The organism is Micrococcus sp. 2A, from assembly GCF_039519235.1.
In the GTDB taxonomy this organism is placed as follows: Bacteria; Actinomycetota; Actinomycetes; order Actinomycetales; family Micrococcaceae; genus Micrococcus.
The window spans coordinates 1,180,421-1,203,357 of the sequence record NZ_CP154351.1 but is presented as its reverse complement, the minus strand read 5'-3'; the positions used below and the strand labels follow the sequence as shown (position 1 = coordinate 1,203,357).

18 protein-coding genes and 4 tRNA genes are annotated in these 22,937 nt (G+C 73.2%); 8 read left to right on the top strand and 14 right to left on the bottom strand.

Annotated features, from left to right (window positions below):
- Window positions 1-111: 111 nt before the first annotated feature.
- From rpe to AAG742_RS05610, 5 genes are read right to left on the bottom strand one after another with little or no spacing between them, the layout of a single operon-like run.
- The gene (rpe, locus tag AAG742_RS05630; protein ID WP_298710342.1) at window positions 112-804 is read right to left on the bottom strand and encodes a ribulose-phosphate 3-epimerase; all 693 of its coding nucleotides are present in this window, start codon (window positions 802-804) and stop codon (window positions 112-114) included.
- Window positions 797-2,485 (bottom strand): transcription antitermination factor NusB, encoded by a 1,689-nt coding sequence (locus AAG742_RS05625; RefSeq protein WP_298710344.1) that lies wholly within the window; start codon window positions 2,483-2,485, stop codon window positions 797-799. The genes rpe and AAG742_RS05625 overlap by 8 nt, the downstream gene beginning before the upstream one ends.
- Complete coding sequence (locus AAG742_RS05620) at window positions 2,482-3,546, bottom strand: methionyl-tRNA formyltransferase (protein ID WP_298710347.1); 1,065 nt, start codon at window positions 3,544-3,546, stop codon at window positions 2,482-2,484. Before AAG742_RS05620 ends, AAG742_RS05625 begins: the two co-directional genes overlap by 4 nt.
- The gene (gene def, locus AAG742_RS05615; RefSeq protein ID WP_298710348.1) at window positions 3,543-4,112 is read right to left on the bottom strand and encodes a peptide deformylase; all 570 of its coding nucleotides are present in this window, start codon (window positions 4,110-4,112) and stop codon (window positions 3,543-3,545) included. Before def ends, AAG742_RS05620 begins: the two co-directional genes overlap by 4 nt.
- Window positions 4,109-5,077, bottom strand: a complete 969-nt coding sequence (locus AAG742_RS05610) for a cytochrome (protein WP_298710350.1) — start codon at window positions 5,075-5,077, stop codon at window positions 4,109-4,111. The genes def and AAG742_RS05610 overlap by 4 nt, the downstream gene beginning before the upstream one ends.
- A gap of 174 nt (window positions 5,078-5,251) precedes the next feature.
- On the opposite strand from AAG742_RS05610, the gene AAG742_RS05605 reads away from it, so the two are divergent.
- The 4 genes from AAG742_RS05605 (at window position 5,252) to AAG742_RS05590 (ending at window position 5,648) form a co-directional block, all read left to right on the top strand.
- Window positions 5,252-5,325: transfer RNA gene (locus AAG742_RS05605), tRNA-Gly, on the top strand.
- Between the two features lie 18 nt (window positions 5,326-5,343).
- Window positions 5,344-5,414: transfer RNA gene (locus AAG742_RS05600), tRNA-Cys, on the top strand.
- A gap of 55 nt (window positions 5,415-5,469) precedes the next feature.
- Window positions 5,470-5,541 (top strand) — tRNA-Val (locus AAG742_RS05595).
- Between the two features lie 30 nt (window positions 5,542-5,571).
- Window positions 5,572-5,648, top strand: a tRNA-Gly gene (locus tag AAG742_RS05590).
- 105 nt (window positions 5,649-5,753) lie between these two features.
- On the opposite strand, the gene zapE is transcribed toward AAG742_RS05590, so the two are convergent.
- On the bottom strand, window positions 5,754-6,821 hold the full coding sequence (gene zapE, locus AAG742_RS05585; protein ID WP_298710352.1) for a cell division protein ZapE: 1,068 nt from the start codon (window positions 6,819-6,821) through the stop codon (window positions 5,754-5,756).
- Window positions 6,822-7,037: 216 nt separating this feature from the next.
- On the opposite strand from zapE, the gene AAG742_RS05580 reads away from it, so the two are divergent.
- Window positions 7,038-7,931: a sulfurtransferase gene (locus AAG742_RS05580; protein ID WP_298710354.1), complete on the top strand. Its 894-nt coding sequence runs from the start codon at window positions 7,038-7,040 to the stop codon at window positions 7,929-7,931.
- Window positions 7,932-8,045: 114 nt separating this feature from the next.
- On the opposite strand, the gene AAG742_RS05575 is transcribed toward AAG742_RS05580, so the two are convergent.
- Entirely contained in the window at window positions 8,046-9,374 is a 1,329-nt protein-coding gene (locus tag AAG742_RS05575; protein ID WP_298710356.1) for an HAAAP family serine/threonine permease, read from the bottom strand.
- 73 nt (window positions 9,375-9,447) lie between these two features.
- Between AAG742_RS05575 and AAG742_RS05570 the strand changes: the two genes are divergently transcribed.
- Window positions 9,448-9,903, top strand: coding sequence for a SufE family protein (locus AAG742_RS05570; RefSeq protein WP_298710358.1), 456 nt, complete (start codon window positions 9,448-9,450; stop codon window positions 9,901-9,903).
- A gap of 19 nt (window positions 9,904-9,922) precedes the next feature.
- Window positions 9,923-10,447, top strand: coding sequence for an aminoacyl-tRNA deacylase (locus AAG742_RS05565; RefSeq protein ID WP_298710360.1), 525 nt, complete (start codon window positions 9,923-9,925; stop codon window positions 10,445-10,447).
- Window positions 10,448-10,477: 30 nt separating this feature from the next.
- Here AAG742_RS05565 and pgsA read toward each other — a convergent pair whose 3' ends face one another.
- From pgsA to AAG742_RS05530, 7 genes are all read right to left on the bottom strand, one after another.
- Window positions 10,478-11,092 carry a phosphatidylinositol phosphate synthase gene (gene pgsA / locus AAG742_RS05560; protein ID WP_298710362.1) on the bottom strand — a complete coding sequence of 205 codons (615 nt, stop codon included), beginning with the start codon at window positions 11,090-11,092 and terminating at the stop codon, window positions 10,478-10,480.
- Window positions 11,092-11,772: an HIT domain-containing protein gene (locus AAG742_RS05555; protein WP_298710364.1), complete on the bottom strand. Its 681-nt coding sequence runs from the start codon at window positions 11,770-11,772 to the stop codon at window positions 11,092-11,094. Before AAG742_RS05555 ends, pgsA begins: the two co-directional genes overlap by 1 nt.
- The gene (gene thrS / locus AAG742_RS05550) at window positions 11,769-13,787 is read right to left on the bottom strand and encodes a threonine--tRNA ligase (RefSeq protein ID WP_298710366.1); all 2,019 of its coding nucleotides are present in this window, start codon (window positions 13,785-13,787) and stop codon (window positions 11,769-11,771) included. Before thrS ends, AAG742_RS05555 begins: the two co-directional genes overlap by 4 nt.
- Before the next feature lie 67 nt (window positions 13,788-13,854).
- Window positions 13,855-15,624, bottom strand: a complete 1,770-nt coding sequence (locus AAG742_RS05545; RefSeq protein ID WP_298710368.1) for an HNH endonuclease signature motif containing protein — start codon at window positions 15,622-15,624, stop codon at window positions 13,855-13,857.
- Between the two features lie 79 nt (window positions 15,625-15,703).
- Complete coding sequence (gene dnaE / locus AAG742_RS05540; RefSeq protein ID WP_298710369.1) at window positions 15,704-19,606, bottom strand: DNA polymerase III subunit alpha; 3,903 nt, start codon at window positions 19,604-19,606, stop codon at window positions 15,704-15,706.
- 223 nt (window positions 19,607-19,829) lie between these two features.
- Window positions 19,830-20,156 (bottom strand): DUF6504 family protein, encoded by a 327-nt coding sequence (locus tag AAG742_RS05535; protein WP_248116876.1) that lies wholly within the window; start codon window positions 20,154-20,156, stop codon window positions 19,830-19,832.
- A 298-nt stretch (window positions 20,157-20,454) separates the two neighbouring features.
- Entirely contained in the window at window positions 20,455-21,696 is a 1,242-nt protein-coding gene (locus tag AAG742_RS05530; protein ID WP_298710371.1) for a metallophosphoesterase family protein, read from the bottom strand.
- Window positions 21,697-22,004: 308 nt separating this feature from the next.
- Between AAG742_RS05530 and AAG742_RS05525 the strand changes: the two genes are divergently transcribed.
- Window positions 22,005-22,769: a DUF6318 family protein gene (locus AAG742_RS05525; RefSeq protein WP_298710373.1), complete on the top strand. Its 765-nt coding sequence runs from the start codon at window positions 22,005-22,007 to the stop codon at window positions 22,767-22,769.
- Window positions 22,770-22,937 lie beyond the last annotated feature (168 nt).

The following is a 22,937-nucleotide window of genomic DNA, read 5'->3' as shown; positions in this document are numbered from 1 at the left end:
GGGCTGTCACCGCCGGTGCGGACTTCCACCGCATCTCGGAGCACGTTGCGTGCGCCAGTATGCCACGCGGCCTCGGGGGTTCGCGGGGTCGGCGCTGCGGGCCGAGGGTGTTCAGCCGCAGGCGTGACGCGCGGCGTCCCGCAGGGCGACGACGGCCGCGTCCGGATCGTCGGCGCCGAACACGGCGGAGCCGGCCACGAAGGTGTCCGCCCCGGCCTCGGCCGCGCGCTCGATCGTGTCCCGGTTGACGCCGCCGTCCACCTGGAGGGCGAGCGGAGTCGCGGCGCCGTCCAGGGCGGCACGGGCGCGGCGGATCTTGGGCAGCACGACGTCCAGGAACGCTTGGCCCCCGAAGCCGGGCTCCACCGTCATCAGCAGGAGCATGTCCAGCTCGGGGAGCATGTCCAGGTACGGCTCGACGGGGGTGGCCGGCTTGAGCGCCATGCCCGCCCGGGACCCGCGGGCGCGCAGCTCGCGGGCCAGGCGTACGGGGGCGCCGGAGGCCTCGGCGTGGAAGGTCACGGACTCGGCGCCGGCCTCGGCGTAGTCCGGGGCCCACCGGTCGGCGTCGGCGATCATCAGGTGGATGTCCAGGGGAAGCGCCGTGGCGGCCCGGATGGCCTGGACGACGGGCAGGCCGAGCGTCAGGTTCGGGACGAAGTGGTTGTCCATCACGTCCACGTGCACCGCGTCCGCACTCGGGATGCGGGCGAGCTCCTCCGCCAGCCGGGCGAAGTCCGCCGAGAGGATCGAGGGGTGGAGACGGGGGCTGTGCAGACGCGGGGCGTGCGGACCCTCAGCCACGGTCCTCACCCTCCGCCGGCGCCCGGAACAGGGCGAGGAACATCGCGTCCGTGCCGTGGCGGTGGGGCCAGAGCTGGGCGGTGCGGGCCGTGGCCTCCTCGGCCGGGGGTCCGCCGTCCGCCCCGCCGTCACCGGCGCCGCCGCCAGCCGGGGCGCCGCCGAGCCCGAGGTCCGCGAGCGCGACCTCCGCGAGCGCCGCCGGGGCGTCGACCTGCTCGAGCCGCGGATGGCGGCGCAGCAGGTCCTGGACCTGGACCGTCGTCTCGGCCACGTGCGGGGAGCACGTGACGTAGGCGAGCACACCGCCGGGAGCGAGGACGGAGACGGCGGCGTCCAGGAGCTCGGCCTGCAGGCCGGTGAGCTCGGCGAGGTCGGCCGGCGTGCGGCGCCAGCGGGACTCGGGCCGGCGGCGCAGGGCGCCCAGGCCGGTGCAGGGGGCGTCCACGAGGATCCGGTCGTAGCCGTCCCCCGGGGTCTCCACCGCGTCGGCGATCCGCCGCCCGTCCCCCGTGTGCGCCGTCCAGGCCTCCCGCGGCACGGCGGCCAGGGCGGAGCGGACCAGGTCGGTGCGGTGCGGGGCGAGCTCGTTGGCCGTGAGCGTGGCGCCGCGCTCGGCGGCCAGCGCGGCCAGCAGGGCGGCCTTGCCGCCGGGCCCCGCGCACAGGTCGAGCCAGCGCTCGGCCCGCTCGGAGGCGTCGGACTCGCGGGGCACGGCCACGAGGGCGCGGGCCGTCAGCTGGGAGCCGACGTCCTGCACCCGGACGAGGCCCTCACGCACCCCGGGCAGGCGGGAGGCGTCGCCGCCGGCGTGCAGGGCGGAGCCGGGAGCCAGCGGGCCGGGCTCGGCGCCGTCCGCGATCACCCGGGCGAGCGCCTCCTCCCCGCCGTCGACGGGCAGGGCCACGAGGTTCACCACCGGTGCCGCGTTGTCCGCGGCGAGCAGCTCCTCGATCTGGTCGGCGTCCGCGCCGGGGTGGGCGGCGAGCGCCTGGCGCAGTGCGCGCACGATCCACACGGGATGGGAGGTGCGCACCGCCAGGGCGGCGTCGCCGCCGTCGGCCGGGGCGACGTCGGCCAGCCAGTCCTCGAGCGGGCGCTCGGAGACACGGCGCAGGACGGCGTTGACGAAGCCGGACGGCCCGGCGCCGATCTCGGAGCGCACGAGCGCGACCGTGGCGTCGAGCGCGGCATGCGCGGGCACGCGCATGGCGAGCAGCTGGTGGGCGCCGAGGCGCAGCGCGTCCAGCACGGGCGGGTCGATCTGCTCCAGGGGACGGTCCACGCAGCGGGCCAGGACGGCGTCGTAGAGCCCGCGGCCGCGCAGGGTGCCGTAGGCCAGCTCCGTGGCGAAGGCGGCGTCGCGGCGGTCCAGCCGGGCCTGGCGGATGCGCGGGGGCAGCACGAGGTTCGCGTAGGCGTCCTCGGCGTGGACGGCGCGCACGGCCTCGAACGCCACCCGGCGCGCGGGGTCGGCGCTGCGGGAGCGCTGCGAGGGCGCCTGGGACGAGAACTGCCGTCCCGCTCCGGAGCGGCCGCGGCTGCGGGTGCGCCCCTGCGCGTCGCGGCGGGGCTCGCCGCGCCCGCCCTTGCCGGCTGCGGCCGGCCGGCCGGAGCGCTCTCCGCCTCCGGCGCCGCCGCGCCCGCGGCCCTGGCCGCCGGTCCCCTCGGATGCTCCGCTCATGCTCGTCCCTCCTGCCGTGCGGCGGCCCGTTCGGCCGCCCGCTGCTGCTCCCGCTCCCCGTGGGCCGCGAGCGCGGCGCCGGAGAGGAGCGTGGCGCCCTCGCCGGCGCCGCGCGCCCAGTCGAGGGCGGGCATGGTCGTCTTGCCGGCCGGCTGGACCGTGCTCAGCCGCACCGCGCCGCCGTCGGTCCGCAGCCAGGCGCCCTTGGCCACCACGGCGATGCGTCCCGGGGCCAGCGGCGCGAGCTCGGCCGGCCAGGCGGCGTCGTCCTCGGCCACGGGGGCGACGCCGCCGAGCTTGAAGCGCACGGGCTCGGCGTCTGCGCGGGCCGCCAGCCAGCCCCAGGCGCCCGGCTCGGGGGTGACACCGTTGATGCGCGCGGCCACCCGGCCGGCGGGGGCGCCGGCGTCCACCAGGCCGTCCGCGGCGGTGAGCTTGGCGGCGTGGGTGGGCTCGCCCTCCTGGGGCGCGGCGACGGCGGTGCCGTCCGCGAGCGCGTCGAGCACGTCCAGCACCAGCGGGCCGCCCCGTTCGGCGAGGTCCGCCAGCAGGTCGCCCGAGGTCTCGTCGGGGGCCACCTCGCGCGTGAGGCGGGCGAACACCGGGCCGGTGTCCAGGCCCTCCTCGAGCTGGAACACGTCCGCCCCCGTCACCGCGACGCCGTCCATCACGGCGCGCTGCACCGGGGCGGCGCCGCGGTAGGCGGGCAGATGCGAGAAGTGCAGGTTGAGCCACCCCAGGCGGGGGATCCGCAGCGCGTCGGCGGGGACGAGCGCCCCGTAGGCGACGACCACTGCGACGTCGGCGTCCAGCCCGCGGATCGAGGCCACCGCCTCGGCGCCGGCCTCGCCGCGCAGGCGATCCGCCTTGACGGCGGGGAGCCCGGCCTCGGCCGCCGCCGCCGCGACGGGCGAGGGCGTGAGCACCCGCTTGCGGCCGACGGGAGCGTCCGGGCGGGTGAGGACGCCCACGACCTCGTGGTCGGAGGCCAGCAGGGCCCGCAGCACGGGCACGGCGGTGGCCGGCGTGCCGGCGAAGAGGACGCGCAGGGGGGCGCTCATCGGCCGCCTCCCCGGGCCGATCCGGCGAAAACGGAGCCGACGACGGCGGCGCGCTCCGCGCTCACCCGGGCGGCGGTGCGGTCGACCTCGCCGGCCCGCAGGCGGCGGCGGGCCTCGCGGCGCTCGTCGCCGTCGAGCCGGTCGATGTAGAGCATGCCGTCGAGGTGGTCGGCCTCGTGCTGCAGGCAGCGGGCCACCAGGCCCGTCCCCCGGTGCTCGACGGGCGCCCCGTCCACGTCGACGCCGGTCACGACGGCCTCGACGGCGCGCGCGGGGTGGTAGCGCAGCCCGGGCACGGAGAGGCAGCCCTCGCCGAGGTCCCGGCTGGTCTCCTCGCCCCGGACCAGCACGGGGTTCACCACGTGGCCGGCCATGCCGTCCACGTCGAACACGAAGACCCGCAGGCCCACGCCCACCTGCGGGGCGGCGAGCCCCACGCCGCCGACGGCGTGCATGGTCTCGACCATGTCCGCGACGAGGCGGCGCACGTCGACGCCCGCTGGGACGGGCGCGGCGGGGGTGCGCAGCACGGGATCGGGCACGGTGCGGAGGGGGAGGACGGTCACGCGGTCACCCTATCGGCCGGGCCCGCCTCCGCGGCCGCGGACCCGGTGCCGGTCGGCTCCGCCGCCCCGCCGAAGGCCGCCGCGCGGGCGGCCTCCAGGCCGCCCGCCGCCGCCGCCGGGACCGCCACCGGGGGCGGGCCGATCACGCGCAGCGCCGGGCCCGCGTCGGCGACGGCCTGCGCGTGCGTCCACACCTGGCGCAGCGCCCAGAACTTGTGCCAGTGCCGCGGCAGCACGGCGGGGTTGGCCTGGTGGACGGCCACCTCCGTCTCCCCCAGGGCGACGCCGAGCAGCATCTCCGCGGCGCCGTGCTGCCAGGGCTCCCACGTGCCGGCCTCGGCGTCCACGAGCGACTCCTCCGCCTTGAGGCCCGCGGTGAGCTGCATGACCACCTTCGGGTCGAGCGCCTTGACGCGGCCGTCCCTGCCGGTGCCCTTGGTCTTGTAGTCGATCAGGCACAGCCGACCGCCGATCCGCGCCACGAGGTCCAGGGTGCCGGCGTAGCCCACGGTGTGGTTCCACACGGTGATCTCTGCGGCCACGGGCCTCACGTCGTAGAGGTCCCACCACTCGTCGAAGCGGTCTGCGTAGGCCCCCTCCCCGTGCTCGATCAGTGCGGCCCGGGCCTCGGCCATGGTGTGCGGCTGCCCGAGGGCGCGGCGCGAGACCTGCTCCGCGTAGTCGTGGACGCGGTCTCCGCGCTCGGCCGCGGCGTCGCGGAAGCGCGCGGCCGCGTCCGCCGACTGGCGGGCGACCTCCCGCAGGCGGGCGGAGGAGCCGACCGCCTGGGCCAGGCGCTCGTCCTTGACCACGGCGTCCGCGGCCATCCATCCGATCCAGCCGTCCAGGTCCGTCTTCTCCATGCCGATCACCGTCGTGATGGAGGGGACTTCGGGCAGGCCCGAGAGCGAGCGGGCGTACATGCGTCCGGACAGCGTCTGGTGCGCGAGTCGTGGCTGGGTCATGGTCAGACATCCTCTCAAACGCCCTGGACGGGACAGGGCGGCGGGGACGGTCAGGATCCGCCCGGACACGCCGGCACGGGGCCGATTTGGCGGGAGGGCCCGGCATGGTCTAGAGTTCTTTCTCGTTGGAAATCGCGGTTTCGGTTCTTCGGAACGGGCTCCCGGTTCCCTTCTGCGGATGTAGCTCAGCTGGCTAGAGCGCCACCTTGCCAAGGTGGAGGTCGCGAGTTCGAATCTCGTCATCCGCTCGCTCCACCTTCACCCCTGGTCGGGTGGCCGAGAGGCGAGGCAGCGGCCTGCAAAGCCGTATACGCGGGTTCGAATCCCGTCCCGACCTCGCAGTCTCCCGGCATGAGGGTGGCGGCATGTTCACCGTTCCTCGGAATGGATGAGCGCGATTAGCGCAGCGGTAGCGCGCTTCCCTGACACGGAAGAGGTCACTGGTTCGATCCCAGTATCGCGCACGGACTGACCCCCCTCGCGGGGCAGGCCACGCGGATGTAGCTCAGCTGGCTAGAGCGCCACCTTGCCAAGGTGGAGGTCGCGAGTTCGAATCTCGTCATCCGCTCCACCTCGAAGGCCCCCTCCCCGCACGGGAGGGGGCCTTCGTCGTCGGAGGCCGGGGCCAGCGCGGCCCAGGCCGGGGCGGGCGCGCGGCCCGCCCCGGCTCAGCGGGTCACTTCGCCTCGACCTCGCCCAGCTGTCCCTCGCGCACGAGCGCGGTCATGCGGGAGACGGTGCGGAAGTACTTCTTCATGTACCCGCCGTGCATCATCTCCTGGGTGAACAGGTCGTCGAACGGCACGCCGGAGGCGACGACGGGCACGTCCTTGTCGTAGAGCCGGTCCGCGAACACCACGAACCGCAGGGCCGTGGCCTGGTCCGTGATGGTGCGCACGCCGTGGAGCGCGACGACGTCGACGTCCTTGACGAGCTCGCGATAGCGCGAGGGGTGGACGCGGGAGAGCATCGCGGTGAGCGCATCGAAGTCGTCCACCGCGACGACGCCGGCGTGCGGGAAGTTGGCCTGCACGGCGCGCTCCACCTCGGCGTCCGGCAGCGGGGCCGGGGCGGCGGCGAGCCCGCGGTGGCGGTAGTCCTCGCCGTCGATGCGGATGACGTCGAACTGCTCGGAGAGCACCTGGATCTCGCGCTTGAAGTCCTGCGCCGCGAACCGTCCCTCGCCGAGCGAGCCCGGCAGGGTGTTGGAGGTGGCCACGAGGCGCACGCCCGCGTCGGCCAGCTCGCGCATGAGGCGGGACATCAGGACCGTGTCCCCCGGGTCGTCGAGCTCGAACTCGTCGATGCACACGAGCGTGTACTGCGTGAGCACGTCCACCGCGTTGCGGAAGCCCAGCGCGCCCACCAGGTTGGTGTACTCCACGAACGTGCCGAACGCCTTGGGCCCCGGGGCGGCGTGCCACGTGGAGGCCAGCAGGTGGGTCTTGCCGACGCCGAAGCCGCCGTCGAGGTAGATGCCGGCCGGCTGGGCCGAGGCCTTGGGACGGCCGCCGCCGAACAGCCCGCCGAAGAAGCCGCCGCCGCCCCCGGACGCGGGGCGCCCGATCGACGCGGCGAAGTCGCGCAGCCGCTGCACGGCCTCGGCCTGGGAGGGATGCGCGGGATCCGGGATGTAGGAGTCGAAGGACACCTCCCCGAACCGGTAGGAGGGATGGAAGCCGGCGAGCAGCTGGTCCGGGGTGACCTGCGGCGAGCGGTCGGCGAGGTGGACGGTCTGGGCCACGGGGTGCTCCATCCTTGGTGTGGGGGGCGGACTACCGGGCCATGCTACCGGCGCGGTCGTGGCCGCCCCAGGGGGTGCCCGCCCCGGCCCGGCGCCGGGCGGACCCGCCCCCGGCGTCGGGAGGCCCCGTCTGCTGCCCGGCGTGTGACCCCGCGTGTCCGGATTGAGGCTCGCCTTCCCCATTACGCATCATCGGCCTGGCGTAATGTGGCACCCATGACCGAGAACACCGCGCAGACCACCGAGTACGCCCATCCCGAGAAGCTCGTCTCCACGCAGTGGGTCGCCGACCACGTCCACGACGCGGACGTCGTGGTCCTGGAGTCCAATGAGGACGCCCTGCTGTACGCCACCGGCCACGTCCCCGGCGCCCAGCGGATCGACTGGCACACCGAGCTCAACGACCCCGTGGCCCGCGACTTGGTGGGCCCCGAGGCGTTCGCCGAGCTGGCCGCCTCGAAGGGCATCTCCCGCGACACCACCGTGGTCTTCTACGGCGACAAGTCCAACTGGTGGGCCGCCTACGCCCTCTGGGTCTTCACCCTCTACGGCCACGAGGACGTGCGCCTCATGGACGGCGGCCGCGACAAGTGGATCGCCGAGGGCCGCGAGACCACCCGCGAGGTCCCGCAGGTCGAGCGCGCCGAGTACCCCGTGGTGCAGCGCGACGACACCACTGAGCGCGCCGCCCGCGAGGACGTCCTCGCCGCGATCGGCACCACGCCGCTGATCGACGTCCGCTCCCCCGCCGAGTACACGGGCGAGACCACCCACATGGCCGGCTACCCGCAGGAGGGCACGCTGCGCGGCGGCCACATCCCGACCGCGGCCTCCGTGCCCTGGGCGAAGGCCGCGAACGAGGACGGCACCTTCAAGTCCCGCGCCGAGCTCGAGGAGATCTACCGCGACGGCGCCGGCCTGAAGGAGGGCGACGACGTGATCGCCTACTGCCGCATCGGCGAGCGCTCGTCCCACACCTGGTTCGTCCTCAAGCACCTGTTGGGCCACGAGGACGTCCGCAACTACGACGGCTCGTGGACCGAGTGGGGCAACGGCGTGCGCCTGCCCATCGCGATGGGCGAGGAGCCCGGCGCGGCGCCCGCGCGCTGATCCGCCGCTGAACCGTCACGGAACCGCCGCACGCGCGGCGCCCGCCGCCCTGGACGAGTCCGGCCCTCACCCCGCGGGGTGAGGGCCGGACTCGTGTCGGCGTGAGGCGCGGCCTCAGGCGCCGGTGACGCTGCGGACGATGCCGTAGACGAGGGCGCTCACGGCTGCGAGGCCGGCGAGGACCACGAACACGTTGGAGGCCTTCCCCCGGTAGGGGGCGAGGGCGTCCAGCCGGTGGATCGCGTAGATCGGCATGAGGAACAGGATCATGGCGATCACCGGCCCGCCGACGGTCTCGATGAGGCCGAGGACGCTGGGGTTGGCGATCGCCGCGGCCCAGGTCGTGAAGAAGATGACGACGGCGATGACCCCGCGCAGGGTGCGGGCGCTGATGCGGGAGCCGTCCTTGTCCACCAGGGAGCGGACGACGCCGGCGGCGCCCTCGGCCGCGCCGAGGTAGTGGCCGAAGAAGGAGGAGACGATCGCCAGGAACGCGACGACCGGGCCGAGCAGCGAGATCAGCGGCGAGCCGTGGACGTTGGCCAGGTAGGACAGCACCGGGAGGTTCTGCTCCTGGGCCTCGGCCATGCCGTCCGGGCCGAGCGCCAGCACACAGGACCACACGAAGAACATGGTGAAGACGACGAGCAGGCCCGTGACCTTGGCCAGCACCGCCGAGGCGCGCGTGGCCGCTCCCGCTCCGTACTGGCGCTGCATGGCCAGGGAGAACTGGGAGATCGCCGGCGAGTGGTTGAACGCGAACACCAGGACGGGGATGACCAGCCACGTGGAGAGCAGGATGCCGCCCAGGTCCACCGGGCCGCCGGTGAAGAGGGCGTCCGGCTTCCAGGACGGGATGAGGTAGAGGCTCGCCCCGAAGAGGATGAGGATCAGGGGGTAGACCAGCCACCCGGTGATCGCGAGCATGAGCTTCTGCCCGGCGATCATCACGGCCATCATGAGGGCGATCAGCACGAACGAGAGCAGCGGGCGGGGCAGGGAGGCCAGGCCCAGCTGGTTCACCATGAACGAGTCCACCGTGTTGGTGATGGAGACGCCGTAGATCAGCACGATCGGGTAGATCGCCAGGAAGTACAGGACGGAGATGAGCCCGCCGACCCCGGGTCCGAACGTGCTGCGGGCCACGGCGGTGATGTCGTCGCCCGGGTTGGGGGACGCGCACACGAACCGGGAGAGCGCCCGGTGGGAGAAGTACGTCATGGGGGCGATCAGGAGGGTGGCGATGATGAGCGGCCACACGCCGCCCAGGCCCGCCTTGATCGGCAGGAACAGGACTCCCGCGCCGACGGCCGTGCCGAAGAGCGAGACGACCCACCCCCGCTCGACACGGCGGTCCGGTGTGGGGTCGGCGTCGGGGTCGATGGCGACGGCGGGCGCTGACGAATCCCCTGCGTCGTGGAACTGGTGTGAGACGGATGACATGGGCTCCAGTCTAGGAAGGGGCAGGCGGGACCGTTGACCGCCGTGCGGGCGGCCGTCACTAGACTGGGTGACCATGACCGAGTCGACCGCGACCCCCGCCGCCCTGTCCGAGATCATCGACGACTTCGCGGGGGTGCCCGATCCGCAGAAGCTCGAGCTGCTGCTGGAGTTCTCCGACGAGCTGGCGGAGCTGCCCGCCCGCTTCCACGGCCACGAGGCCGAGATGGAGCAGGTGGTCGAGTGCCAGTCGCCCCTGTTCCTCGCGGTCGAGCTGGAGGGCGAGCCGGGCCCGGACGCGGTGGTGCGCCTGTACATCACGGCGCCGCGGGAGGCACCCACGACGCGCGGATTCGCCTCCGTCCTCTCCCAGGGGCTCGACGGGTCCACGGCGCGCGAGGTCCTGGACGTCCCCGAGGACATCCCGGCGAAGCTGGGCCTGCAGAAGGCGCTGACCCCGCTGCGGCTGCGCGGCATGTCCGCCATGCTCGGGCGGATCAAGCGCAACGTGCGCGAGCAGACCGGCCTCTGAGCCGGCGAGGACGGCCGGCATGGCACGGAGGCGGGGCGGCACGGATCGGGGCGGGCTGAAGCACACGGCGACCCCCGCCGTCGCGGCGCTCGTGGCGGCCGGGGTGCCGCACGTGCTCCACACGTTCGAGGTGGCCCTCGACGGCGGCGGCGAGAGCTTCGGCGCGCAGGTGGCCCACGCGCTGGGGGTCCCCCCGGGGCGGCTGTTCAAGACCCTGATGGTGGCCCTGCCGGACGGCTCGCTGGCCGCGTGCGTCGTGCCCGTGTCCGGGAAGCTGGACCTGCGCGCCGCCGCGGCGGCGCTGGGGGTGAAGAAGGCGGTGATGGCCGACCTCGCGGTGGCCGAGCGGCGCACCGGCTACGTGCGGGGCGGCATCTCCCCGCTGGGACAGCGGAACCGGCACCCCGTGGTGGTGGACGCGTCCGCCCTCACAGGAGAGGTGATGTACCTCTCGGGCGGGCAGCGTGGGCTCGACGTCGAGCTGGCCCCCGCCGACCTCGTCGCGGTGAGCGGCGCCGTCGTGGCGGCGATCGCTGCCGACTGAGGTGACTGCTGGCTGAGGCGGCAGGGTGCTTCAGGCCGCGGACGCGCGGGCCTGGCGACGCACCGCGGCGACCCGCTGCAGCACGGTCACCACGGAGGCGAGCGCGAGCAGCGCGAGGACCACGGTGAGCAGGACGGGCGGCAGCCCCAGGCCCGTGAGGCCCACCGCCACCAGCGTGGCCACGAGCCGCTCGGCGCGCTCGGCGATGCCCACGTTGGCGGTGAACCCGAGCGACTCGGCCTTGGCCCGGGCGTAGGACACGAGCATGCCGAGCGCCAGGCAGGAGGCGGCGAGGACGCCCACGGTCGGGTTGTCCCCGACGCCGAAGCCCCACCACAGCACGCCGAGGAACACCGCGGCGTCCTGCACGCGGTCCAGGGTCGAGTCCAGGAAGGATCCCCAGCGGCCCGTGGTCCCGGCCTCGCGGGCCATGATGCCGTCCACGAGGTCCGAGAACACGAACAGGGTGATGACGATCGTCCCCCAGAACAGCTCGCCGAGCGGGTAGAACACGAGCGCGCCGAGGCTCACGCCCACGGTGCCCGTCACCGTCACGGCGTCCGGGCTGACGCCGGCGCGCAGCAGCCCGCGGGCCACGGGCAGGAAGACGCGCGTGGTCACCCCGCGGGCATGCCGGTCCAGCATCAGCGCACGTCCCCCTGCGGTGCCGCGGCGGGCGTCGCGTCGCCGGGAGCGTCCGGAGCGTCGGGAGCGTCGTCGGGCTCTGCCCCGGCGTCGCGCCTCCTGCGGGCGGTGAGCTCGGCGGCCGCTGCGGGCCAGGCTGCCACGAGGAGGTCGCGGGTCTGGCCCAGGGTCTGGGACATGTTCTTGGTGTGCGCGATGATCGGCAGGAAGTTGCCGTCGCCGGTCCACCGCGGCACCACGTGCTGGTGCAGGTGTGCCGCGATTCCCGCTCCCCCGGCCACGCCCTGGTTCATGCCCAGGTTGAAGCCCTTGGGGCGACTGGCCCCCTCGAGGGCGAGCATGGCCGTCTGGGCCAGCTCCGCCATCTCCGCCGTCTCCTCCGCCGTGATGTCCGTGTACATGGGCACGTGGCGGTACGGGCAGATCAGCAGGTGCCCCGGGTTGTACGGGAACAGGTTGAGGATCACGAAGGCCGTGCGCCCGCGGTGCACGATCAGCGACTCCTCGTCCGTGCGATGCGGCGCCGCGCAGAACGGGCACGTGTGCTCGTCCTTCACCTGGTCCGGTCCGGCGTTGATGTACGCCATGCGGTGCGGGTTCCAGAGCCGATCGAAGGCGTCCGGGACGCCGGGCAGCCCGAAGCCGTCCGTCGCCGCGGCGTCGCCGTCGGGGGTGCTCACGCCGTGACCTCGCGCTCCCGGACCGCCTTCACGATGCGGGCGATGGCCTCGTCCACGGGAACGCCGTTGTCCTGCGACCCGTCGCGGAAGCGGAAGCTGACCGCGCCGGCCTCGGCGTCCTCGCCGCCCGCGATGAGCACGAACGGCACCTTCTCCTTGGAGGCCGTGCGGATCTTCTTCGGGAAGCGGTCCGAGGAGTCGTCCAGGCGGGCCCGGATCCCCTCGGCGCGCAGCTTCGCGACGACGTCGGCCAGGTAGTCGTTGAACGCCTCGGCCACGGGGATGGCCACGACCTGCTCGGGGGCGAGCCACGCCGGGAAGGCGCCCGCGTAGTGCTCGGTGAGCACGCCGAGGAAGCGCTCGATCGAGCCGAAGAGGGCGCGGTGGATCATCACGGGGCGCTGACGCGTGCCGTCGGCGGCCTGGTACTCGAGGTCGAAGCGCTCGGGCAGGTTGAAGTCCAGCTGGATGGTGGACATCTGCCAGGTGCGGCCGATCGCGTCCTTGGCCTGCACGGAGATCTTCGGCCCGTAGAACGCGGCGCCGCCCGGATCCGGGACGAGCTGGAGGCCGGAGCCCTCGGCGACCTCGGCGAGGGTGCGGGTGGCCTCCTCCCAGATGTCGTCCGAGCCGACCGACTTCTCCGGGTCACGCGTGGACAGCTCGAGGTAGAAGTCGTCCAGGCCGTAGTCCTTGAGCAGGTCGAGGACGAAGGTGAGCGTCGTGGTGAGCTCGTCCTTCATCTGGTCGCGCGTGCAGTAGATGTGGGCGTCGTCCTGGGTCATGCCGCGCACGCGGGTCAGGCCGTGGACCACGCCGGACTTCTCGTAGCGGTACACGGAGCCGAACTCGAAGAGGCGCAGCGGCAGCTCGCGGTACGAGCGGCCGCGGGAGCGGAACACGAGGTTGTGCATGGGGCAGTTCATCGGCTTGAGGTAGTAGTTCTGCCCCTGCCGGGTGACCTCGCCGGTCTCCGGGTCGCGCTGCTCGTCGATCTGCATGGGCGGGAACATGCCGTCCGCGTACCAGTCCAGGTGCCCGGAGACCTCGTAGAGGTGCTGCTTCGTGATGTGCGGCGTGTAGACGAACTCGTAGCCGGCCTCCTCATGGCGGCGGCGCGAGTAGTCCTCCATCGTCTTGCGGATGATGCCGCCGCGCGGGTGGAACACGGGCAGGCCCGAGCCGAGCTCGTCCGGGAAGGAGAAGAGGTCCATCTCCGCGCCCAGCTTGCGGTGGTCGCGGCGCTCGGCCTCGGCAAGCCGCTCCTGATAGGCCTTCAGGCCGGCCTTGGTGGGCCAGGCGGTGCCGTAGATGCGCTGCAGCTGCTTGTTCTTCTCGTTGCCCAGCCAGTAGGCGGCCGCGGAGCGGGTCAGCGCGAAGGCGTTGGAGATGAGCTTCGTGCTCGGCAGGTGCGGGCCGCGGCACAGGTCGCACCACACGGCGTCGCCGGACTTGCGGTCCACGTTGTCGTAGACCGTGATCTCGCCGGCGCCGACCTCCACGGAGGCGCCCTCGCCCGCGGTGTCGGCCTCGTTCTTCTTGCCCAGGAGCTCGAGCTTGTACAGCTCGTCCGCCATCTCGGCGCGGGCCTCGTCCTCGGTGACCACGCGGCGGCGGAACTGCTGGTTCGCGTTGACGATCTTCAGCATCATCTTCTCGAGCTGCTTGAGGTCCTCCGGGGTGAAGGGCTCGGCGACGTCGAAGTCGAAGTAGAAGCCGTCCGTGATGTACGGGCCGATGCCGAGCTTGGCGTCGGGGCGCAGCTGCTGCACCGCCTGGGCCATCACGTGGGCGGTCGAGTGGCGCAGCACGTTCAGGCCCTCGGGCTCGGTGATGTCCACGGCCTCGACGCTGGCGCCGGCCGGGATTGCGCGGGCGAGGTCCCACAGGTGGCCGTCCACGCGCATGACCACCGTGGTGGGCTGCTCCCGGAAGAGCTCCAGGCCGGTGATGCCGTGCGTCACCTCCCGCATCTGGCCGTCCACGGTCAGCAGGATGTTCTTCGGCTCGGACACGGTGCTCCTTCTCGGGTCAGGCTTCTGGGCGTGTGGCATACGGAGGCCACCGCCAGCCGCCCCCATTCTAGGGGCGGGCGGGAACAGGGCGGCGACGACGCAGGAGGGCGCCGACCCGCGTCGACGCGGCGGACTCCTCCCACCCGCCGGGGCTCCGTTGGGCGCGACCGATCCGCAGGGGCGGTTGAAGCCGGGTCCAGGGCTCGGGGAGGGCTGGTCGCTCCGGCGGAGGGAGTGGTTCCCGCCTCGCCGGAGCAGGAGCCGCCCCGGGTGGGCCCGGGCGTGTCCGGTGATGCTGGTTCCGGCGCGGCGTGCGGTCCGGGTCGAGGTGGCGGGCCGGGACGAACCACGGGACGCCCTCGATGACCGACACCTCCCACCACCCGGCGTGCACGGCCTGGTGATGGTGCGAGCAGAGCAGCACGCCGTTGGCCACGTCCGTGGGCCCGCCGCGCTCCCAGTGGCCGATGTGATGGACCTCGCACCAGCTGGCGGGCAGCGCGCAGCCGGGTGCGGCGCATCCGCCGTCCCGCGCCGTCACGGCCCGCCGCTGGGCACGGGTGAAGAGACGACGCGCCCGGCCGAGGTCGAGGATCTCCCCCTCGCCGCCCAGGACGGCGGGGATGATGTCCGCGTCGCAGGCGATGCGCCGGATCTCGCGGGGGTCGATCGGTCCAGTGAGGTCGGCCGTGGACACGGCGGACCCCATGCGTCCGTCGGCGGCGGCGCGCAGCTCCCCGAGGAGCGTCCGATGGTCGATCGTGACGAGCACCTGCGGACGGTTCCCGCCGGTGGAGGGCAATGCCTCCGCACCGGCATGCGCGAGGGCCGCCTGGAGGGCGCTCACCAGCGTGTCCGCCTGCCGCTGCCCGCGCGTCCGGGGGTCCGGGGCCGAGCCGGCGTCCTGCACGCCGGCAACGGCGCGGGGGTTCGTCGCGGCGGATGCCACGGTCTGCAGGACCTCATGCTGGGCGTCGGTGAGGTGGAGGTCCCACCGGTGCAGCCCACGGCGCTGGCCCCGGTGGAACAGTCCCTGGGCGGCGTTCAGCTCCGCTTCCGTGGGCGCGGCGGTGTCCGGCATGACGAGGGCGTCGAGGTTCTGACGCCACCGGGCGCAGAGCCGACGGATGCCGTCCGGCTCGATCCGCTGGAGCTGGTCCGCCAGGATGGCCTCTCCCGCGTCGACCAGGTCCTCGACCTCGTCCCGAGGCACGCCGGCGATCAGGGCGTCGGTGCGTGCACGCATCAGCGTCTCGATCACGACGTCGCAGGCCCCCGGCTCGGCGGCACCGGCCGCCACCACACGGGCGATGGCGGGCAGCTGCGGCTCCGCGACCGGCGCCGTGGCGAAGGCGCGCTGGGGTCGGGTGGCCTCGGCTCGGCGGAGTCGGCGCTGGGCGTCCCGGCGGTCGATGTGGAGGAGGGAGCGCAGGCAGTCGGCCTCGTCCCGGTGGGGGCTCTTGCCCGGCGGGATGCCCAGGAGCTCATGACGATCCGCCTCGTGCCCGTAGACCTGGGCGAGGTGCCCGGCGAGGGAGGTCTGCACCGCGGCGACGGTGCGCGCGAGCCGCTCCACCTCCTGGAGCAGGGCCGGGAGCCGCAGGTCCTCGGCCTCCGGGTGCCACTCCGGGTCCCCGAGCCGTTCGAGCAGAGCCAGGACGTCCGACTGCGCGGCCCCGAGCAGGTCCGCGACCGGCGCGCCGAGAGGCGAGCGTGGACCCTCGCCGAGGCCTTCGCCGGAACTCCGGTCTGCACTGCCGCTGCCGGCGCCGTCAGCGGCGTTGCCGAGGCGCGCCGACGGGTTCATCACGCGCCTGGTCTCACCGATCACGTCCATGTCTCTTCCCCCCCTTTCCTCATGCAGTCCATCACGGGGCCCGGACACGTTAAGCAGCCCCTCATCCGTGCCGGACGGCTCACCGCTCCGGCGTGGGCAGCAGCTCCCACGTGTCCGGGTGGGGCACCGGTATGGGCGTGCTGCACCCCGGGGCCTCGGCCGTGGCCTGCGGCGTCCCGGCGCTCGCCCCGGCCTCCACGCGCTCGGCGTCCTGGGCGACGAGCGCCTCGGGGCGCACCTTGACCGGCCAGCCGCCGGTGCCGTGGTGCGGGATGTCCGGCAGGGACGCCCCGCCGCCGGGCCCGCCCGGCGTGCCGCCGCGACGCCGGACCGCGGCCGCCTTCCGGTCGGCGGCCAGCCAGCGCCGCCACTGCTCCCGGGTGGCGTCGAGGTAGTCGGGGTCGGGCAGGGTCTCGGAGCGGTGCAGGTCCCATGCGCGGACGGCCTGCACCGAGACGGCCTGCGGGCCGGTGCGTCGCGTGGTCCCCTCGATCAGCAGGAGGCGCGCCGAGAAGAGCATCTCCCCCGAGGCGTGCTGGGCCTCGGTGAAGAAGGACGCGTCGACGCAGCCCGTCCCGTCGTCCACGGAGAGGAACACCACCCGCTTGCCGCTGCGCATGGGCGGGGTCTGCGTGGCCACGCGCACCCCCGCCACGAGCACGCGCGACTGCGAGCGCAGTCGCAGCAGGTCCTTCGCGCGGGTGATCCCGAGGGCGTCGAGGTACGGCGCGTGGGAGTCCATGAGATGGGCTGTCACGTCCAGAGCGGTGAGGTCCAGCTCGGTGCGCACCTGCGCGGCCGTGGGCGGGGACGGGAACATCGGGGTGAGGGCGCTGAGCTCGGTGTCCGGCAGGTCCAGGGCCAGCTGACCGTCCACCTGGCGGGTCCGCGGGGGCCGCGAACGGGTGGCCCCGCGTCCCGGGCCGGTGCCCCGCGTGCTGGAGTGCTGCAGCTCGAGGTGGTGCACGAGGTCGGTGCGAGACGCCCCGCCGGGCGGCAGCAGGCAGTCGAGGGCGCCGAGCTGGGCGAGCCGCTCCAGGTTGCGGCTGGTGGGCCGGGCACGGTCCCGGACGTCGGCGAGGGAGTGGTAGGGGCGGCCCGCGTCGAGGCGCTCGACCTCCGCCTCGCTCAACCCGGACAGGCTCGTCAAGGGCAGGCGGATCCCCCAGCGACCGCGAGCGCGGCCGTCGGGACCGGTCGCGGAGCTGGCGGTCGCGGAGCTGCCGGGTGCGGGTGGGCCGGGCGTCGAAGGGCCGGGTGTGCTGGGCCTGGAAGGACCGGGCGCGCCGTCGTCGTCCACGCATCCACCGTCCGCGGGGTGACGCGCGCCGTCGTCGTGGGCGCCCTCCCCGTGGAGGCCGTGGCCGTCCACCTCCGGGTGCGAGGGCACCCACTCGACGCGCACGTGCCGAGTGGAGGCGTTGACGTCCACCGGGAGCACGGGGATGCCCATGCGGCGGGCCTCGGCCACCATGAGGCGGGCCGGGTACATGCCGGGGTCATGCTCGAGGATGGCGGCCATGAAGGCCTCGGGGTGGTGCGTCTTGAGCCAGGCGGACTGGTAGGTGGGCACGGCGAACGCGGCGCCGTGGGCCTTGCAGAAGCCGAACGAGCCGAAGGCGTGGAGGGTGCCCCAGACCTCGTCGATCACGTCGAGGTCGTACCCCTTCTCCAGCGCGTGGGAGCGGAAGTACTCCTCCACCGTGCGCTCGGCGGGCCCGCCGAGGAGCCGGCGGAACTCGTCCGCGCGGGCCAGGCCACAGCCGGTCATGACGTCCATGGTGCGCAGCACCTGCTCGTGGAACACGGTGACGCCGTGGGTCTCGGCGAGCACGGGCTCGAGGTGCGGGTGCGGGCAGCGGGCCGCCGCCCAGCCGTGCCGCTGCTCCAGGAAGGGCCGCACCATGTCCGACTGCATGGGGCCGGGACGGAAGAGGGAGATGTCCACCGTGAGGTCGTTGAACTCGCGGGGGGCGAGCTTGCCGATCAGCTCCCGCTGGCCCGGCGACTCGATCTGGAAGCAGCCGAGGGTGTGGGTGGTGCGGATCATCTTGAAGGTCGCCTCGTCGTCGAGGGGGACCCGCTCGAGGTCCGGCCTCTCCCCCGTGATGCGCTCCACCTCCGCCAGCGTGTAGGCGATCGCCGACTGCATGCGCACGCCGAGGATGTCCAGCTTGAGGAAGCCCATGGGGTCCATGTCGTGCTTGTCGAACTGGCTCATCGGCAGGCCCATGCCCGAGGGCTGCACGGGCGTGCGGTGCAGGAGGGTGGCGTCGCCGAGGATGACGCCGCACGGGTGCATGGAGATGTGCCGGGGCAGGCGATCGAGACGCTCCGTGATGTCCACCAGCAGGTCCAGCTGATGCCGCCCCGCCCGGCGGCCGGACTCCACGCGGCGGGAGAGCTCCCCCAACTCGGGCATGCGCTGCAGCGCCTCGCGGAAGCTGGAGGCGGAGAAGCGCCACAGCTGCTTGGCGATGACGTCCACGTCCTCGTCCGGCAGGCCCAGGGCCATCCCCGCGTCCCGGACGGCGCCGCGGGCCCGGTAGGCGTTCTGCATGCTCATGAGCGTGGTCCGCTCGGCCCCGAAGCGCTCGAACACGGCACGGTAGATCTCGTGGCGGCGCGCGGACTCCACGTCGATGTCGATGTCCGGCAGGGTGGAGCGCGCGTCCGAGAGGAAGCGCTCCATGATCAGGCCGTTGGCCATGGGGTCCACGTTGGAGATTCGCAGCGCGTGGTTCACCAGCGACGACGCCCCGGAGCCGCGCGCGGAGACCCGCACGCCCATCCCCTCGATCAGGTCCACCACGGAGGACACCGTGAGGAAGTAACTCGCGAACCCGAGGCGCGAGATGATCCCGAGCTCGTGCTCCACCCGGTCCTGCAGGTCGCGCGCCTCCTGACTGGTGCCGAACCCGGAGCCGGTGTGCAGACGCGGGTAGCGGGCGGCCAGGCCGGCGAGGGTCCGCTCGTGCAGCACGCGGTCGGGCGGCCCGTCCACCCCGATGACGGAGGCCTCGGGCACCCGGGGCCGGCCCCAGCCGAGATCGCTCTCGGGGTCGAGGGCGCAGGCCTCGGCCAGGCGGCGGGTGGACTCCAGGAGGGGCGCGGCAGGCTCGTCCGCGGCCTCGCACACCTCACGGGCGAGCCGGTGCATGTGCTCGGTGGGCTTGAGCCAGCCCTGTCCGTTGGGCTGCAGGTCGTGCAGGGCGTCGAGGGAGCTCAGCGCCCGGGCGGCGTCGAGGACGTCCGCGGTGGCCGCGCCGTCCGGGGCGGCGTACCGCACGGCGTTGGTCAGCACGGCGGGCGTGCGGGTGTCCCGGGCGGCGCGCAGCATCTTCACGGCGTGGCCCGTGTCCAGCCGTCGGCCGGGCGCGGAGAGGTGCGTGACGACGTCGACGTGCACAGATCCGGCGGGCAGGGCCGAGCGCCACCGGCGCAGGGCGCCCACTCCCGCGGCGTAGCGGCGGCGGGCGAGGTGGCGTCCGAGGTCCGAGTCCGGCCCGAGGAGCACGAACAGTTCCGGGCTCGGCGGGTTCGCGGGGTTGGCGGCGGTGGGCACGCGCCCCCCGGCGGCCTCCGCCAGCTCGGCGACGGCGGCCCAGGGGCTGCCTCCGCCCGCTCCCCCGGTGGTACGGGCATGGGCCGCGGAGATCACCTGGCACAGGGCGCGGTAGCCGGACCCGTGGGAGCCGCCCCGGGCGAGGATGACGGCCCGGCCGGCGTCGCCGTCCTCCTCCGACCAGCGCAGGGCGAGGTCCACCCCGACCACGGGCGCGATGCCGTGCTGCAGGCACGCACCCACGTGCTTGGCCATGCCGTAGAGGCCGTCGCGATCGGTGCACGCGAGCAGGTCCATGCCCGCCGCGGCGGCGGCCGCGGCGAGGTCCTCGGGCCAGCTCACCCCGTAGTGGGCGCTGAAGGCCGAGGCCACGTGCAGATGGGGGAACGGGACGGGCGGGGGCGTGCGGTCACTCATGGGGAGCTCTCCTGGACGTGCTGGACCACCCCGCCGGGGTCTCCGACGGGGGCGGCGCGGGAAGCGCGGCGGGTGCACGAGCCGGGAAGCGTGCGGGGGTCCGAGCCAGGGGAAGGAGGCGGTCGGGGCAGCCTGTGGCCGCCGAGGCGGCCACTCACCCACAATAGAACACATGTTCGAATGACGGAAGCGGGGGGCAGGCCCCGGAGGGGCGGGCGGGACCTCACGCCGTCCTCCGCAGGTCATGAGCGACCTCGTGGACGCGAATGAGGCGCCAACGCCCGGAGTCGAGGTGGTGGGCGACGTCCAGGGTCTGCACGGGGGCGGAGCCGGCCCGGGCGAGGCGCACCTGCAGGCGCCAGATCTCATGGTCCACCAGGCCCGGCCCGCGGCCCTTCTCGGCCCGCACCTCCTCGGCCCACCAGCGGCGACGCTCGAACCAGCGCATCGGCCGCTCGGCGATGACGTAGTCCCGCCCGTTCCAATGCAGGCCCTGCGGCGCGCCGTCCGGGGCGCGCTCCACCGCCACGGACTGCGTGAAGACTCCCATGCTGCTCTCTCCCTGTGTGCGCTGCGGACGGATCCGCCGGCGGGCGCCGACGGACGGCGGGAGCGCGACCCACCCGCGACGGCGGGCAGGGGAAGAGTCGGGAAGCCTCGGCCCGCGATGGGACCGAGGACCGGAGGTCGCACTCTCGATCGTACTCGAACATGTGTTCGAATCCAATGGGAGGGACACTACGGATGGCAGCGGACACGTTAAGGGGGCCCAGGGAAAAGGCGACGTCGGCACCCGCGCGGGTGCCGACGTCGCCGTGCTCACGCCCCCGGGCGGGGCGGGGCCGCGCTCAGGCCTTCACGTACCGCGGGAAGGCGGCAGGCGCGGCCACCGGCTTGCCCTCCGGGTTCATGTCGATCCCGAGGTCACGGGCCCAGACGATGCGGGTGTCGCCGGTGTAGACGGCCTCGGTGCGCTCGTCGAGCTCGAACACGCGGGCGCCGCGGAGGGTGTGCTGATCCCACGTGCCGTCGTTGAGGCCGTAGGTGTCGAAGCCGGTGCCGGGCGCGTAGCCGAGCTCGACGCCGTAGTAGTTCCCCTTGTAGGTGTTGATGTGGTCGTGGCCGCAGTAGATGCCCTTGACCTCGCCGCGCTCCTTCACGGAGGCGTAGATGCCCGAGTTGATCAGACCGTGGTAGACGTCCTCGTGCTTCACACCCTCGATGGCGTGACGGCGCACGGCCTCCGCGTGGCGGGCCTCGTCCTTCTCGCCCTGGGAGGCGTACCACATGTAGGAGTGCTCGAACGTGGGGATGTGGAAGAACATGAGGCCGGGGACGCCCTTGCCGAAGCGCTCCGCGGTGGCCTCCGAGGCCTCCTCGTACCAGCGGATCTGCTGCGGACGGATCCAGTCGTAGTCCATGACGCCCTCGGTGGACTGCCCGGCGGCGTCCTGGGCGGTCGCGTAGCGGCCCGAGTCGAGCAGCCAGATGGCGAAGGAGGGGGCGGCGCCGCGGGACCCCCGCACAAGCAGCTGGGCGTCGGAGTGGCCCGGCTTGGACGGGTCCACGGCCGGGTTGAGGTTGTGCTTGTACTGGCGCACGAAGTCCACGATCCGGGATTCCGTCATCGAGGTGCCGTGCTCCGTGACCGAGTCCTCGTCATGGTTGCCGAAGGTGATGGCCCACTTCACGCCGCGGGACTCCATCGGCATGACGAAGTTGTTGATCCCCTGCATCACCTGCAGGTCCGTGGTGGGCGAGCCGTCGATGACGTCACCGTTGATGAGCGCGAAGTCCGGCTTCTCCCGGTCCAGGACCTTGCCCATGAACTCGAGGGTGCGACGGTCCGCGGCGTGGCCGCCCTGGGTGTCGTTGAACTGCACGATCTTGAAGCGGCGGCTCTTGCCGAACGCCAGCGGCATGGACTGGGCGCCGGCGTCACGGCGACGTCCATGGGCAGGGGCGTGGGCCGGAGGCGCGGCCTGGGCGACGGGGGCTGCGGCCAGCACGCCGGCCGCGGCGAAGGCTCCGCCTCCGGCGAGGATGCCGCGGCGGTCGACGGACGGGGACTCGGGGATGCGATCGGTCATGGCTCTCTCCTGCTGAAGCGGCGGTCGATGACGTCGCGGAAGCGTCGCTGACCTGGACGTTAGGAGGCTGAGATGACCCCGGGGATGCCCGGCGCGGAACGCCCTCGGAACGAGCAGATGAACGGTCGGGAACACGACACCTGCGCGTCTGACGATGTTCACGGTCCGCCCTGTGGAGAACCCCTCGCGTGTCGCGGAGGCATGCGTACACTCGCCAGTGTCGCCACTCACACGCCGCTCACGCGGTGGTCTTCACGGGATCAGAGCCGTGGCGGCGGACGGAACGGATGTCTTCTGAGGAGGGGACCTTGTCCATCACCGCACCCCCACGCGCCCTGCCCCGCCGACGCCCCGCCCAGGCCGCATCGCTGGCAGCCGCCCTCGCACTGGCCCTCACGGCCTGCGGCGGCGGAGACCCGGCACCGACCGAGACCACGACGACGGCGCCCGTCTCGTCCACGCAGGCCGCTGACACCCCCACGGCTACGGCTACGGCTACGGCCGGCGCATCTCCCTCCACCCCCGACGGCGGCACGGCGCCATCGAGCGGGAGCGGGAGCGGACCCGCGAGCGCAACGGCGAGCGGTCCGTACGTCCCCGCCTCCGCCGAAGGCCCCGCCCAGAACGTGCCGAAGCCGGTGATGCCCGAGGTCATGAAGGAAGAGACCCAGGAGGGCGCCGAGGCGGCGGTGAAGTACTTCTGGGAGACGGTCTACTACATGCAGCAGACGGGGGATGCGGGTCTTGAGCAGGAAATCTCAGGCCCCACCTGCAAATTCTGCGAACACCACAAGAACTCAATCATGAAGCTCCATGGAGATGGCGGGTGGATGGTCAGTGAAACTGCCACGATTCACTCTGCCATAACGCGCCCTAGCAAAAACGGTTATACATCGACGATTCTTCTTAACATGAGCAAAGAGGAGTTCTTCGAAAAGTCTGGTGATGAAATTGCCGTGAGCATGTCAGACTCCGAGGATAAAGCGCCATGGATTGCACAGTCTCGCTACGACAAGGACCTGGGACACTGGACCATCGCAGAGATGGCATATGAAGGAGTGTCACAAAATTGAGCTACCGTCACACATCAATTGCGGTGGCGGGCGCACTCCTGATCGGCTCACTGATACCTGACGCAGCGTCAGCTGAGTCGACACAATCAAACTGCTCAAACACCGACATCGTGTATTCAACTCGCGGATCTGGTGTCGGAGCGAAAGCAGACTGCTCGGAAGAACATC